Origin of the sequence: Parageobacillus sp. G301, from assembly GCF_030268025.1 — a bacterium.
Taxonomy (GTDB): domain Bacteria; phylum Bacillota; class Bacilli; order Bacillales; family Anoxybacillaceae; genus Parageobacillus_B; species Parageobacillus_B toebii.
On record NZ_BSDB01000003.1, the window covers coordinates 154,835 to 170,048 of the forward strand.

Below are 15,214 nucleotides of genomic sequence, written 5' to 3' on the forward strand. Positions count from 1 at the left end.
ATTTTTATAGTAAATCGATTTAATCATCATATGAACAACGTAATGCAAACATTCAAAAACAGCATGGCTAGCTGGAACATCAATGAACATTCTGAACTGAAAAAATCTACAAGAGAAAGAGGGAATGCCTCCTTTTGGCTATCTCATCTCCGAATATTCAATAGCCTAATTTTGGAAATCCAAACACTTAACCTACAACTTGTCTAATCAAACTTATTATCCTGCTCATATATTAATATCGAATCTTAATTAATTAAAAGAGGTGAAACATATGTCAAAAAATTGGGAAGAAAAATGTAAAGATCACCATAAGCCAAAGATAAGATGTGGTTGTATTAATGGGCAAGCAGTGACAGTGAATGGACCTGCAACGCAAGGACCTCCGGGACCTCCAGGACCTCCAGGGGCTGGTGCTATTATTCCATATGCATCTGGACTAACTCCTGTTGTACTGTCTACAACTGATGTTTTAGGTGTAGTAGTTAGTACTGGAGCTATCCTTGGATTCGGAAGTTCTGCGCCAACTGTTGACCTTAGTGCAGGAACACTAAATCTAGGCACCGCTGCCATAAACATTCCTGACTTCGCATTTGTAGTTCCTCGTGCCGGAACAGTCACATCCATATCTGCATTCTTTAGCGCTACAGTAGGTATAACTTTAGCTACAGCTGGAACAGTTAGAGCAGAATTATGGAGGGCATCTGCACTAAGCAACACCTTTGCTCCAACAGGAGTTTTTGTAGATTTAGCACCAGCCTTCGGCCCTGTAGTTAGCGTTGGCAATACTGCTGCTAATACTGCTGCGGCGTCATTACCGGTATCTGCGGGCGACAAACTATTACTAGTTTTTTCTTTAAGAACATCTGGATCTACTCTAATTAATATCGGCGTCCTTACAGGTTTTGCAAGTGCGGGTGTTGGAATCAGTTAATAAATAGCCCATGACCTAGTCGACACAAAAGGGAGACATCCTCATAATAAAGGATGTCTCTCCAAAGTGTTGAAAGTTGAAAAAAGAAAAAGTTCACGCTCCGCGTGAACTTTTTCTTTTCTTTCATGATCCCTGCCCGTGATCCATTGTGTAGGGCCCGCAATGATTTAAAATCTGCGTCCACCACCTATATTTCCTCCGCTAGCTCTTTCTCCTGCGGCTGTTTCATCACCACATCGTTAATCAGTATATTTCTCTCACTTTTTATGGTCAATGAGTGACACGACATAACTGCCAAAAAAAGAAAACGGCACCGTCCCGAACAGTCTACGCTGTTCGGGTCAGCGCCAATAATCGGTGATCCGGTTTCAATCGTGCCCCACATCACCATGGAATAGTCAAGTTAAGCGGCGGCTTGCTGAGTACGTCAGCCAGTTGCTGTTTGATATCGGCCAATGTCTCCGGTGACTTGGCTTCGGCGCGCAGAACAAGGATAGGCTGCGTATTCGACGGACGCACCAATCCCCAACCATCCTTGAACTGGATGCGGGCGCCGTCCACGTCCACGACCTTATGACTGCTTGCAAACCGCTGTTTGACCGCGGCAATGGCTTCCGCCTTCTGCTCTTCCGGACAAGGCACGCGCGTCTCCGGAGTGGCATGATACCGTGGGACGTCGGCAAATAGCTGCGAAAGCTTGCGGTCATCATTGGAGAGTATGCGCAACAGCCGCCCCGCCGCGTACAGGGCGTCATCATAGCCGTAGAACTCGTCATTGAAGAACAGATGTCCGGACATTTCACCTGCAAACGGAATCTCTGGCCGGCTGCGCAGCGTTGCCTTGATATGTGAATGGCCAGTGCGATGGAAGAACGGTTTGCCACCAAGCCGTTCGATTTCCTCGACCAACGCCTGCGAACACTTGACCTCAACCGGCGCTTCGGCCCCTGGATAGCGACGGAGAATCTCACGCCAGAATAAAATCATCAATTGGTCGCCCCAGAGGATGTTTCCCTCCTCGTCGACGACGCCCAATCGGTCACCGTCGCCATCGAATGCCACACCGAGATCCGCCTTTTCCCGTCGCACCACGTCAATTAAATCCTTCAGATTCTCCGGCACTACCGGATCTGGATGGTGGTTAGGGAATGTCGGGTCGGATTCGCAATACAAAGGTATGACCTCGCAGCCCCATGCCTCCAAGGCTTTCGGCGCAATCGTCGAAGGGGTCCCGTTGCCGCAATCGACCACTACCTTGAGCTTGCGCGGTCCCAGCTGGATCTTGTCTTGCAGCATTTTCAGATAGGCTGGTTCGATGTCAAGCGTCTCCACATATCCTTCCTTCCACGTGTCGATGCGGTTGATCCCTTGTGAGTGGAGAATCCGCTCCATCGTCCGCCGCAATTCCTGAATGCGCTCGCCATAAATGGTAGTCTTATTCATTGCAATCTTAAAACCGTTTTCGTCGCCTGGATTGTGGCTTGCGGTGATGATCATGCCGCACGGCACATTAGTGTACTCGAGGCTGTAGTAGAACATCGGGGTCGTCACCTGACCGATGTCAATCACCCGACACGACGCCTGGCTAAGCCCCGCAATCAGCGCACGGTGTAATGCAGGTGAAGAGATGCGGTTGTCGTGGCCAACCACCACTTTCTCCTCACCGGCTTTCCTTACCATTTCCGCAAACGCCAATCCTAACAAATAGGCAAAATTCTCGTCGAGCTCCTCTCCTGCGCGTCCGCGAATATCGTACTCTTTAAACACATGCTTCGGTAGAACGGATCGTTGTTCCATCGAAAGACTCATTGAAAGCCACCTCCAATTGCAAGGAATTTGCCATAGCTTCCGTCAATAAATAGGAAAGTGTCGACTCAGCCCCTCGATTCGGATTCGGCCCATCCGAATTTAGGCCGTCACAGCAGCTCCCGTCGCTCAGATCGGCGAGGGGAATACCGAGGTCGTTATCGCCATAAAACCAATCGCGGCAGCGACGAACGACTTCTCGGTACGTGTCGTCTCCCAATACCCGATAGGCCTCGCGGGCGGCCAAGGCCAGTTTCATCACATCAACGGGTTGCTGATCCCAGTCAGCGCGTCCGTTGCGGCTGCACCAACCGCGATTGCCGATAGGACGGATGACGCCTCCCTGGCCGCTCATCTTATCCAGCAGGAAGTCGAGGCTTTCTTTAGCTACCTGCAGCGTCTCGGCGCGGCCGCGATACCGATAGGCCACAAACAACGCCCACGGCAACAGCCCATTGGCGTAGGTGATTTGCGGCTCATACCAACGCCAGTCATCCGTTCTGTGCTCACGGTAAGCGTCGAGCAAACTCCGCTCGAATACGTTCGCTAGATTGGTGAGATCAGCCTCGGTCACACCAGAAGGCAAATCCAAACCGTCTCTCCGCTTAGACAGTAGCAGGCAACAAGTCGCGAGAGCCCATGCCTGACCGCGCAAAAACCGCAACCCGCGGCTGGCCGAAAGCGCTCGGCCCAGGATCTCGGCGGCCACACATCTCCGGGCCTCATCATCGAGATTTACGTACGCCACTGCCACAGCCCAGAGGGATCGGCCTAGGCAGTCGTCTGAGCGTGATTCTGATTCCGGCGTCCGGTCAAAATGAAAGTTATTCTGGAACCAGCCGTCCTCCCTCTGCGCCCAGAGCAAGAAGGCCAAGTATCGATCCAACAGCCGATATAGCCTGTTTTGCTCCTTGAACTCATCGTCTCCAAGTAAATTAAGCCACTCCATGCACACCCAGATGGCACGCGCATTGTCATCGGTTGAGTATCCCTCGCGTCGGCGCGGAATGCGCCCCAAGCTATGCTCGAGCAACCCCGTGTCGTCAGTCATGCGTTCTAAATGATCGAACTTAACGACTGACAGAGGCAACGGGATTCACCTCGCCTTCCAATCGCTCTGCCGCTTTTTCATCACCGTCCGTTTCACTGCAGAGCTTTGCAAACAGCTGCAGGTGTTGCTCGCCTACACGAGGCCAATGCGTCGTTTCACCAATCTTCCGAATCCGCTCTTCCCACTGCCGCAAAGCCGCATCATCCGCCAACAGCCGCCGCAGCTGCCGCTCCCAGGCTTCAGTGTCGCCGTACGGCAGCAACAGTTCCTCGCATCCGCGCAACAGGTCGCGGGCATGTTCATATGGTGTCGAGAGAACCGGACGGCCCACGCCAACCGCATAGGCCAAGGTGCCGCTGGTAATTTGCTGCATCCCCGGATACGGTGTGACGTAAAGATCACACGCCGTCAAATAGGCGATGAGTTCCTCCTCGCTAAAATAGCGGTCGATCATTCGTACGTTCTCCTCCAGTCCGAGGCGACGGATCATCTCCTGAAGCTCCTCGCGGTACGCTTCCCCTTCGCGTTTTTTCACTTCAGGGTGTGTCTGTCCGGCGATGACATATAGCGTCTCCGGCACTTCGCGAACGACTCCCGGCAAGGCGGAGATCACTGACTCGATGCCCTTGCCGCGATTGAGCAATCCAAAAGTGAACATAACCTTGCGTCCTTCGAAGCCCAAGCGGCGGCGAAGGCGATCCCGTTCCTCACTGAGCGGCTTTGGTGAACCGTGCGGAATGTAGAAGATTTTACTCTCCGGCAAGTTAAACGCTCGTGTCAGGTACGAAATCGCCTGACGATTCATAACCACGATAGCGTCGCTCGCATCGGCAATTTCTTGCTGAATACGGCGATAAGGTGGTTGAGGATCGGCAAAGATGGTATGAAACGTCGTGACAAGCGGCTTTTTCAGGGCTCGGACGAAGTCCAGTATGTATTCACCCGCTTCGCCTCCGAAAATACCGAACTCGTGCTGCAAGACCACTACTGAGACATCACTGTGATTAACCCGTTCCGCCATTCGCGTGTAAGCCGCTCGGTCCTGTGCTGCCAGCGGCCAAAACTTCGGATTGTTCCGGTACACTGAATCGTCGTCGCTTTCGTTATAGAGCACAATCACCGGATCGACATCTCGTCGTTTGCCGGCGGCGCTCACGCTCTCAAGAAGATGCTCGGTGAACGTGGCAATGCCGCAACGACGCGGTGGATATGTGCTGACGTATGCGATCCGCTTCATGCCTGCATCACCTCTTGAGGTTGGTTGATAATAGAATTCTCGAACTCCTCGCCGGCAGGCGCCACGGTCCGATACCCGAAAATGCTGTTGCTGAGACGGCTACCATCGCGCACGACTGAACGATCCCAAAGAATGGAGTTCGAACAATGCACGCGAGCACCGATGTAGCAGTTATCACCAATCACCGCGTATGGACCAATCACCGCTTGGTCGCCTACTTTCACATTATTTCCAATTAATACCGGTGGCACCAAGAGGACGCCGGAACCTAATTCGACGCCTTCCCCTGTCCAAACACCTGGCTGAACCTGACGCCCTTGCATGGAAAGAGGAAAACGTCGGTCGAGCGCATCCCAATGGACTTGGCGATAACGTGCCGGAGTTCCCATGTCGCGCCAGTAGCCACCGCTTACCATACCGTAGACGCCAGCGTTTTCCTGAATCAAGCGCGGGAACGTTTCGCGTTCAATCGAGACCTCGCGTTGCGCCGGAATATAACGCATAACCTCCGGTTCGAGGATGTACAAACCGGCGTTGATTCGATTTGACGGTGCCTCTTCAGGGCGCGGTTTCTCAATAAAACGCAAGATCCGTCCGGTATCATCCTGTTCAACTACTCCGTATGAAGAAGGATCATCTACTTCTGTCAGCGCAATGGTGGCAATTCCACCGTGCTGGCGATGAAACTCAAGAAGAGGAATCAACTGTGGCAAGTGGACAATATCGGCGTTGAAAACCAAGAACCGCTCATCGAGTAGTCGCTCCGCGTTTTTGATGGCTCCTGCCGTCCCCATTGGAAACGGTTCGAGAGCATACTCAATCTTCACTCCCCAGCGCCGTCCATCACCGAAGTAACGACGAATCACATCTGAGCAGTGGTGAGCGGCAATGACAAACTGATCGACGCCTTGTTCATGCAGATGAGTGATGAGGTGTTCCAACCATGGTCGATTTGCAATGGGAGCCATTGGTTTCGGTAGGTTTTCAGTTAGTGGACGTAGACGTGTTCCCAAACCTCCAGCTAGCAGCAATGCTTTCATTTTGCCATCCCTCCATTAGTTTCGAAATTCATAGGGTTTACTAAATTACTATGAAGACCGAAACAGATGGATGAATGAAAAAAATGAAAGATGAGAGGTTGATTGTTAGCACTCAACATTCCCGGTTGCTAATAATTAGTATACATAATATCCCCTGCGATGGCAAGTAAAACGCTCGTACTTTTGGTTGGACCACATCGAGTTTGCACGGCGATCTCCATGCAGCTAAAGAGAAAGCCTGAAGATTTCGGACTTTGATCCCCTCTGTGCTAAGAAGGACGCAAAACAGGAGCGCCAAAAGCTGTCTTTTCGGTATAATACAATTGTTGACATAATATAAGATAATAAGGATTCATACGAGATGAAGGAGGTAAAGATGCCATGCCTTATCCGCTCCCACCATATCGCGTAGGAATTGCCGGCGCAGGCGCTTTTGCTGAGTTCTTGGCCGGCGCTCTCGCTCCGTTGCCGGAATTTCAGTTGACAGCCGTTGCTGGCCGTACTGACGAAAAACGCCAGCGCGTGCTGGACGCCTATCGCCACCGTCGATCCGATGCCGCTCCCCCGCGCGAATATCGGGAAGCGTCCGAGCTTATCCACGATCCGGACATCGACGTGGTGATCCTGACAACACCGCCTCACCTCCACGCACCGCTCGGCGAACTTGCGTTGACGAAAGGAAAGCATCTGTTTCTGGAAAAACCAGGGGCGCTGACTTCAGCGGCGCTGAAAAGCAATGCCAAGCTCGCAGCAAAACAACGGCGAGCGTTCGCCGTCAATCTGGTCTTGCGCTACAACCCGTTGGTGGAAGCGGTCGAATGGATGCTCCGTCACCATCTATTGGGTCGTGCGCACCACGCCAGTCTCCACAACGCCGCACACCGCGTCACATCTGGGCATTGGTTCTGGAACCGCGAATTGAGTGGAGGCATCTTCATCGAACATGGGGTTCACTTCTTCGAAGTCGGCCGCCACTGGTTTGGCGAACCTGTGAATGCGCGCGGTTTTGCCTTAACTGAGGCAAACGGCGAGCAGTCGCGCGTGTGGGCGAGTGTAATTCACCGCATCTGCACACGTCAGGGCCATGTACAGGAAGCGCAAGTGCCGACAAAAGAGGCAGGAGCCGAATCTCCGAACGAGTACGTACCGGTTCAGTACTACCACGGATTCACAATGGAGGCGGATGCTCCCGAATCGACACAGTGGGAAGTCCACTGTGCCCAAGGGCGGATTGTGCTCGAAGGCTGGATTCCTCAACGTCTGTACGTCGAGGGCGTGCTTACGGCAGAACAGGCAGAACTAATCGACGCTCTTCTCGACACCATACCTACGCAACCTGCGGCAAACGCTGGCGAACAGGTACGGACATGGGCCGCATCGCGGTTGTCTCTCGATGTACCATCGTCCGATCGTACATCCTCTTCTTCCGTTTCCCGCCTACCGTATCGGCGGACGTTATCATTAGTTGATCGACAAGGATGGTATGAGGCGATGGCCCAAGCCCGCTTCCTAGACTTTTGCCGGATGATCCAAGACCCGAACTGGAGCGGACTGGTAACGCCCGACGACGCCGCAGCCGACCTATCCCTCGCCGAAGCATGTACGGTTTCGGAAGCCTGGCAGGAAGGCTTGAGTCGGGACTTTTCATCCAATCAGACGAGACCGCTTTCACCTTGATTCGCACCCAACCATCTCCTCTCTGGACATCATTAAATAATTCCATCTGTTGGGCGTACGAAAAAAAACCGCCAACCAGGGAAACGCCTGGTTGGCGGTTTCAAATTTTTATAGTTCTGTCGTTGGAAATCAAAACTACCCTATCGTCGTGAACCTTTCTCACCTATTCCACTGAGTCGAATATCATCTATGAAGTAAAAGAAAATCTATATATTTGACCAATGATGCACAACAGGGATTAAGAGTAACCATCCTTCCAAAAATAACAACTGCCCGCTAATTTATCCGGCATCCACGTCGCCCCCCTTCGCCAATACAATACAGAAAACTAAGACAGGCACCAAATCAAAAGAAAAAATCACCTTAACCTTCTTAATACTTGTTCAATATTTAGAGAAGAATGTGAAGAGGAAAATAGATAACAAATAATAACATTAACAAACTTAATTTGCTAAAATAATAGAAAAAAATAAATTTTCAGGTGAGCAACTTGGAACAGAAAGGTTTCTTTGAAGAACTATATCTCGCAAATAAAACATATCCCGAATCAAATATCATTCAACGTCTTTCTCCAAAAGAATATATAGAAGTCCTTATTCTTCATGCAGCAAAGCAGCTTGGAGATAAATTTAAGCGCCTTGCCGACGAAAATCGTTTTGATGAGATTATCCAGCTGACAGAACACATTTCCAATTTAGCATCCGATCATCAACAAAAACTTTCTTTACCGCTTTCGATGATTACATATAACTATTCCAACAGGGAATTACCTGTTATTGAAGATTTGTTTTTATCAAGATTGAACTTGTTGCATAATGACAAACACTCAATGAAAAACTTTTTTAAAACTCTTAAATATGAAATGTTGACGGCCGACTCTGTTGATTTTATGGTCAGTTTTATTCGTATGTCGGGATTACAGCTCATCATCCGGCCGCTATTAGAGCTTGAAAAACGAAACATACCGGTTCGCATTATTACCTCTACCTACTTAGGAATTACAGAAGTCAAAGCGCTCAAAAAACTCATGCAATTTTCCAACGTTCAAGTCAAGATGATCGATACGCAAAAAGAATCATTTCATACAAAAGCGTATATGTTTCATAGAAACTCAGGCTTGAATACGGTCATTATCGGTTCTTCCAATCTTTCTCATTCCGCTTTAATTAATGGGCATGAGTTGAACGTTAAACTCCCTGATACGAGTTTTCTGCCTATTTATGAGCAAACAAAATGGATATTTGGTCAAATCTGGAACAGCGAAGAAGCAGTTACGCTTGATAGCGAGTTTATTCGTTATTACAGTGAATTTATTGAGGCAAAACGAAAGCTCGAAAACTTCAGGAAAAAAGAAATGATAGCAGCCGAAACAAAAGAACACTATCAAACCAAACACAGCATTAAACCAAATGCCATGCAGGAAAAAGCATTAAGAAATCTTCAACACACAAGAAAAAACGGCAATAACAAAGGCGTCATCATTGCGGCAACTGGAACGGGAAAAACGTACTTGTCCGCATTTGATGTGAAAGCATTTAATCCGAAAAAACTTCTCTTTATCGCTCATCGGGAAGAGCTTTTAGATAATGCGATTAAGACATTTCAGCAAGTGATCCCGAAGAAAGAAATTTTCGGAAAAATTACTGGAACGGTCAAAGAATTTGATAAACCTTATCTGTTCAGCACGGTCCAATCCCTGCATAAAGACGAGATTTTAAAACGATTTAAGCGAGACGAATTTGACTATATAATTATCGATGAATTTCATCATGCCGAAGCACCGACGTATCGAAAAGTGATCGACTATTTTCAACCGAAGTTTTTACTAGGCTTGACCGCTACGCCGGAACGAATGGATGGACGAGATGTTTTAGCGCTTTGTGACCATAACATTGTCTACGAAATTCGCTTGAGAGAAGCACTAGAGGCCAATTTACTAGCACCGTTTCACTATTTCGGTGTATCAGACCATACCGTTGACTACAGTAAAATCCCTCTTAAAAACGGCTTCTTTGATGAAGATGCTCTTGTAAGAGCATTAAAAACAAATGAACGGACAGATTTTATTATCGAAATGATTAATACATACGGCTACCACGGTGACCGGATGATTGGGCTAGGCTTTTGCACGAACATTGAACATGCGAAATATATGAGTGAAGAATTTAACAAACGTGGGTATCATACAACCTATTTAACCGGTGAGCACAGCATCGATTATCGCGAAAAAGTCATTAAACAGCTAGAAGATGAAAACCATCCTTTAGAGTTAATTTTCACCGTCAATATTTTCAACGAGGGAATCGATATTCCAAAGTTAAATCTAATTCTTTTTCTTAGACCAACGGAATCTTCTACTGTTTTTATTCAGCAACTTGGAAGAGGATTGCGGAAAGTAGAGGGGAAGGAATTTGTCACGATACTAGATTTCATTGGTAACTACCAAAAGTCGTTCGTCGTGCCGCTCGCTTTATCAGGCCAACTAAATCATAAAGCCTTTGACAAAGATTCACTCCGAGTTGCGGTGACACATGAATTTGCCGATTTGCCGGCTGGTTCTTACGTTGATTTAGATCCGATTGCGCAAAAAGAAATTTTAGACCGCATTGATTCGATCAAAATGAATTCAACGGACATGTTGAAGTCCCTGTATCAGCAATTTAAAAATGAACTTGGACGAGCTCCAGAAATCCTGGATTTCTTATATTATGAACAATCGCCAAGCCTGACGTTTTTCATTTATAAATATCAATCATGGATAAAAACAAAAGAAAAAATGAATGATGTAAATGAATTAGATAGAAAAATTTTGGGCCACCAGTTAATGAGTGAAATAGTAGAACGGCTGGAAAACCAGTTTCCAATAAAGTGGCCTTACGATTTCATTATTTTAGAATTAGCCTTTTTACAAAAAAATGTTTCGTATGCAGATGTCGTCAAACAGTTAGAAAAGAGATTTGCGACAAAAATTGACTTAGAAAAACATCAAACGCTTATTAGTCAGTCAATGGCCCGACTAGCAACCCCATATAAAAAACAAAAATGGTCGTTTGGCAAAGTCGTTGATGACAAATTTGTATTGAATGATGATATTCTTGCGGTAACAGAAGATCCAGAGTTTTATCAATACTTAAAGGATCGAATTGATTATGGAATTATTGAATTTAGACGAACGTATCATCCAGAAAGATTTCTCGCAAAAGGCGAAAAGCTTGTTCTTTATCAAAATTACACGAGAAATGACCTAATCTTCTTATTTGAAGCAGGGGTAAAAGAAGGCTCTTGGAGAGAAGGGGTAAGCCGAGTAGGCAACCATTATTTCTTGTTCGTCAACTTGAACAAATCAGAAAAAGTAGAAGAGCATTTGCAATATAAGGATTACTTTATCGATCAACGTCATTTTCATTGGCAAAGTCAAAATCAAACGTCCCACGAGTCTTCTGTCGGACAAAATTATATTTATCACAAAGAAAGAGGCATTCATATTCATTTGTTTGTGCGCAAGTTTGATCAAATGCACGGGATGACCTTGCCATTTATGTATCTTGGTGAGGTAGACTATGTATCCAGTTATGGCGATAAGCCAATGAACATTAAATGGCGGCTGCACCACCCCGTACCAGAAGACTTATACATTGACCTGATTCGTTAACAACAGGGGGCTTCCCCCCACTGCGTTAAAACATTAAGGTGATAAGGGACAGCCCCCTTTTAATAAAGCTTGTACGGTTGGAATATCAGCGGGTGCCCATTCAAGAGAGTGTAATTCTTGAAGCGGCATCCATTTTAATTCCGCATGCTCTTTTGCGTTTGGCTCTCCTTCAATGATTTTTGCTTTATATGTAAGCAAATTAACAATCACATTCGGATATTCATGATGTACTTCTTCAATTTTTTCATACACTTCAATCGTGCATCCTAATTCTTCACGAATTTCTCTTACTAATGTCTCCTCAGGATTTTCTCCTTCTTCGATCTTTCCACCTGGAAACTCCCATAAATTCGGAAGTGACATTTCCGGAGAGCGTAGCGCGCACAAAATTTCATTTTGTTCATTATAAATGACCGCACCAACCACACGAACTGTTTTCTTCATCACAACCCGCTCCTTTTTCATGGCATTTTCTAGTTTATTTTAGCAAACAATTGGATTATGCAAAAACAAAAATCGGGTAGTGACAGGAGCATAATGATTTGAAAAGGACAAATCACACTCAAACAAAGACAAAGATCATCTCTTGTTTTTGAAATATTTTCGAACTTTTTTCTATTAGAAAAAATAATATAAATTTTAATGATATAATAATAGTGTATATAGAATGGAGAGGGGATATCTATGAAAGCAGCAAGATGGCATAACGCTAGAGACATTCGAGTAGAAGAAGTGGAAGAACCTAAAGCAGGAAAAGGAAAAGTAAAAATTAAAGTCGAATGGGCAGGAATCTGCGGAAGCGATTTACACGAATACGCGGCTGGCCCAATTTTTGTTCCTGTGAAAGATCCTCATCCCGTCAGTAAAGATGTGGCTCCTATTATCATGGGTCACGAATTTTCTGGACGAATCGTTGAAGTCGGGGAAGGAGTTACGAAAGTCAAGGTTGGAGATCCTGTCGTTGTTGAACCTATTCTTCGCTGTGGAGAATGCCCAGCTTGCAAAAAAGGAAAATACAATCTTTGCGAACATTTAGGATTCCACGGTCTATCCGGAGGTGGCGGCGGATTCTCTGAATATACCGTTGTTGATGAATATATGGTTCACAAAATGCCTGAGGGCCTTTCTTTTGAACAAGGAGCACTGGTGGAACCAGCGGCCGTAGCTTTGCACGCTGTTCGATCAAGCAAAATCAAACCTGGTGACAAAGCCGCTGTCTTTGGAACAGGTCCTATAGGCCTTCTTGTTATTGAAGCATTAAAAGCAGCTGGCGCGTCAGAAATTTATGCAGTAGAAGTTTCCAAAGAACGTCTGCAAAAAGCGAAAGAACTTGGCGCCACATCTGTCATCAATCCAAAAGAAGAAGATCCGGTTCAAAAACTCCGCGAATTGACCGATGGCGGTGTCGACGTTGCGTTTGAAGTAACAGGAGTACCGGCTGTTTTACAACAAGCTATTGACAGCACTACATTCGAAGGAGAAACGATTATCGTTAGTATATGGGAAAAAGAAGCAAACCTTCAGCCGAATAATATCGTATTAAAAGAAAGAAATGTAAAGGGAGTTATTGCATACCGCGATATTTTCCCTGCTGTAATGGAATTGATGAAACGAGGCTACTTCCAAGCCGAAAAGCTCGTTACGAAACGAATTAAGCTAGATGATATTGTAACAGAAGGATTTGAAACGCTCATCAAAGAAAAAAAACAAGTGAAAATTTTGGTCAAACCAGAATAAAGACAGCTAAAAAATCACTTCAGGGATTAGTCCATGATGGATTAATCCCTTTTTTGTTTCAGAAGTCAAGCCGGATTCATTTTTGTTTCTTGAGCATATTTGACAAAACATCGAATTGCGTTTTTTTCATTATCTGTATTAATTCCTCCAAATTAAATGTTTGTCTTATACAGACTCGCTATGTTTTGCATAGGATGTACTATCCTATGTAAAGCAGGAGGTGTACTAAATGTCAGGTGGCTTTCGATCAAACTTTGCTTTAATTGTGGTGCTGTTTATCCTTTTAATTATTGTTGGGTGCAGTTGTTTTTTTGGTCGTTACTAATCTAGAATCGGCTGAAAAGTTTTACAGGACGGATCGTATAGATCTGTCCTTTTTTATTCAAGGCAACCCAATTACTCTTTTGTTTCTCTCCCTACTCCAAAAACTCATAAATATCTGTTAATTACCATATGTCTGCTTACAACAAAACCAAAGCGTTACTCTTGTCTCTCCTAGCTGCGCAAACTCCCTTTTAACCAGGCGCGAGGACGATAGGGTCCGATCGGGATTTGGATTAAGCTTGTTTTCCCTTGCGAATCGATCTTGTAAAGTTTATCGCATAAGTTTACATCAAATCCGAGAAGCGGGTGCCCACCCATCCCCATGGCAGACGCCACCAAGAGCAGTCGTTGCACGAGCATCCCCGCCTCCATTTGTTGGATGCGATATCCTCTGTACCCTAATTCCATTTGGAGGTGATCCTTGTCTCCTACCACATGTAGACAGAGCGGTACTTGTAACAGATTGACATTGTCCATTGACATTCCGTATTGCAGGTAGTGTCGATAATCTCCGGAACGTATCCGCCCTAACGCATGAGCAGCACTGTCATAGTAGTAAGCACCATCTGGAACGCCTTCAACGTTATAAAAACAGCCGTACAGGGAGACACGGGACGGCGGCATCTCATGTCCTCCGTCTAAATCATTTCGATACATGAAAGAAAGCGTCGCCTCTTGCAGCAAAGCAGCCAATTGTTCTTGACTTACCTTTCCCAAAACAAAATCCATATCTGGTGAATGCCGCTTCTGGCAGGATGACGCCAGATCATACGATAACCGCTTCACACAAGGCAGAACTACTGCTTGCATCCCACAGGCATCTCTCTTCTCTCCCTTAATCTGCCGAAATGATCGCGTTGATTCCAACATCGATGCTTCATTCATTTTTCTCAGCATCGGATAGTCAATGATCCTCCGTGACCGAATATAGTAATGATGCTGAACTGCCGGCAATTCTCGGCACAATTCAGTGGCAGAAACGCTTTCTTCTAAGTTATTATCGTTATCAAACCAAGTGATGGAAGACTCCGAAGATAATGGAATAACCGCATACACACTCTCCTCCTGTTCGGACAGTCCAAGCAGATGGTTGACGGCCCTATCAAGAAATTGGAAATACACTGCCGATGCGAAGCCGAACCGTTTCGCCGCTTCCAACAGCTGACCGATTAGAACGCCAGCATCCAGCCCTTGCAGACGGTAAGCAAAATTATTGTATTTAAAGAAATTCTTCCAAAACATTGTCGATACAAAAACAACACCGAAACAAGCCGATACGTCACAGCGATTGCCCAGCGCCCTAATTAGATAGGAATCGAAATTGCCTTCCCGCAACAACACCAAACGATGGTGTGCCACATCGTAATGGTACACTCCATCTGGAATATCCTTTATTGTCAAATACACGTATAATTCGTTTGGATACAACGCCCCTCCCGAGGGAACAAACCGCCGGTACAAGTGCATTAGGTTTACTGTTTGTTCTGTGGGATCCACAGAAAAGGCTAGCTGAGAAAATTGAGTAAGGCCGAAAACGTACCAGAGAAAATGACCTATTTCTTCTAGATCGAGCTTGCCATCCGCTTCCCTTCCCTCGAGTGTTAACGGCACTTCTGGAGAAAGCGGAATCACTGGCAAGTTACGGTACAGCTTATACGCAAGCGGCGCATCTTCCCAATCTACCTCCCAATTTGGCGGCATAATCTTATCGATGTCAAAATGAAGATGGTGTAAAAATGTCTCTAGCTCCATCCTACTA

General features: G+C 46.3%; 11 protein-coding genes. 5 read left to right on the top strand and 6 right to left on the bottom strand.

From position 1 onward, the window contains the following. Nucleotides 1-271 precede the first annotated feature (271 nt). Nucleotides 272-931, top strand: coding sequence for an exosporium glycoprotein BclB-related protein (locus tag QSJ37_RS16605; protein WP_285756310.1), 660 nt, complete (start codon nucleotides 272-274; stop codon nucleotides 929-931). 384 nt (nucleotides 932-1,315) lie between these two features. On the opposite strand, the gene QSJ37_RS16610 is transcribed toward QSJ37_RS16605, so the two are convergent. Genes QSJ37_RS16610 through QSJ37_RS16625 form a run of 4 tightly spaced genes read right to left on the bottom strand, consistent with a single transcriptional unit; the run spans nucleotide 1,316 to nucleotide 6,065 of the window. After that, nucleotides 1,316-2,740, bottom strand: coding sequence for a phosphomannomutase/phosphoglucomutase (locus QSJ37_RS16610; protein WP_285756312.1), 1,425 nt, complete (start codon nucleotides 2,738-2,740; stop codon nucleotides 1,316-1,318). After that, nucleotides 2,691-3,788, bottom strand: a complete 1,098-nt coding sequence (locus QSJ37_RS16615) for a glycosyl transferase (protein ID WP_483313620.1) — start codon at nucleotides 3,786-3,788, stop codon at nucleotides 2,691-2,693. The genes QSJ37_RS16610 and QSJ37_RS16615 overlap by 50 nt, the downstream gene beginning before the upstream one ends. 19 nt (nucleotides 3,789-3,807) lie before the next feature. Then, the gene (locus QSJ37_RS16620; RefSeq protein ID WP_285756315.1) at nucleotides 3,808-5,025 is read right to left on the bottom strand and encodes a glycosyltransferase family 4 protein; all 1,218 of its coding nucleotides are present in this window, start codon (nucleotides 5,023-5,025) and stop codon (nucleotides 3,808-3,810) included. Further along, nucleotides 5,022-6,065, bottom strand: a complete 1,044-nt coding sequence (locus QSJ37_RS16625; protein WP_285756316.1) for a nucleotidyltransferase family protein — start codon at nucleotides 6,063-6,065, stop codon at nucleotides 5,022-5,024. The genes QSJ37_RS16620 and QSJ37_RS16625 overlap by 4 nt, the downstream gene beginning before the upstream one ends. A 381-nt stretch (nucleotides 6,066-6,446) precedes the next feature. Here QSJ37_RS16625 and QSJ37_RS16630 point away from each other — a divergent pair, with 381 nt between their 5' ends. Together QSJ37_RS16630 and QSJ37_RS16635 are read left to right on the top strand one after the other, a co-directional pair. After that, nucleotides 6,447-7,742 (top strand): Gfo/Idh/MocA family protein, encoded by a 1,296-nt coding sequence (locus QSJ37_RS16630; RefSeq protein ID WP_285756318.1) that lies wholly within the window; start codon nucleotides 6,447-6,449, stop codon nucleotides 7,740-7,742. A gap of 490 nt (nucleotides 7,743-8,232) precedes the next feature. Beyond that, complete coding sequence (locus tag QSJ37_RS16635) at nucleotides 8,233-11,394, top strand: DUF3427 domain-containing protein (RefSeq protein ID WP_285756319.1); 3,162 nt, start codon at nucleotides 8,233-8,235, stop codon at nucleotides 11,392-11,394. 33 nt (nucleotides 11,395-11,427) lie between these two features. Here the strand turns inward: QSJ37_RS16635 and mutT are convergent, their stop codons facing one another. After that, nucleotides 11,428-11,838, bottom strand: a complete 411-nt coding sequence (gene mutT / locus QSJ37_RS16640; RefSeq protein ID WP_285756320.1) for an 8-oxo-dGTP diphosphatase MutT — start codon at nucleotides 11,836-11,838, stop codon at nucleotides 11,428-11,430. Nucleotides 11,839-12,078: 240 nt separating this feature from the next. Between mutT and QSJ37_RS16645 the strand changes: the two genes are divergently transcribed. Continuing rightward, the gene (locus QSJ37_RS16645) at nucleotides 12,079-13,131 is read left to right on the top strand and encodes a 2,3-butanediol dehydrogenase (RefSeq protein ID WP_285756321.1); all 1,053 of its coding nucleotides are present in this window, start codon (nucleotides 12,079-12,081) and stop codon (nucleotides 13,129-13,131) included. A gap of 229 nt (nucleotides 13,132-13,360) precedes the next feature. After that, nucleotides 13,361-13,456, top strand: coding sequence for a YjcZ family sporulation protein (locus QSJ37_RS16650; RefSeq protein ID WP_073967986.1), 96 nt, complete (start codon nucleotides 13,361-13,363; stop codon nucleotides 13,454-13,456). Nucleotides 13,457-13,626: 170 nt separating this feature from the next. Here QSJ37_RS16650 and QSJ37_RS16655 read toward each other — a convergent pair whose 3' ends face one another. Continuing rightward, on the bottom strand, nucleotides 13,627-15,207 hold the full coding sequence (locus tag QSJ37_RS16655) for a SagB family peptide dehydrogenase (RefSeq protein WP_285756323.1): 1,581 nt from the start codon (nucleotides 15,205-15,207) through the stop codon (nucleotides 13,627-13,629). Nucleotides 15,208-15,214 lie beyond the last annotated feature (7 nt).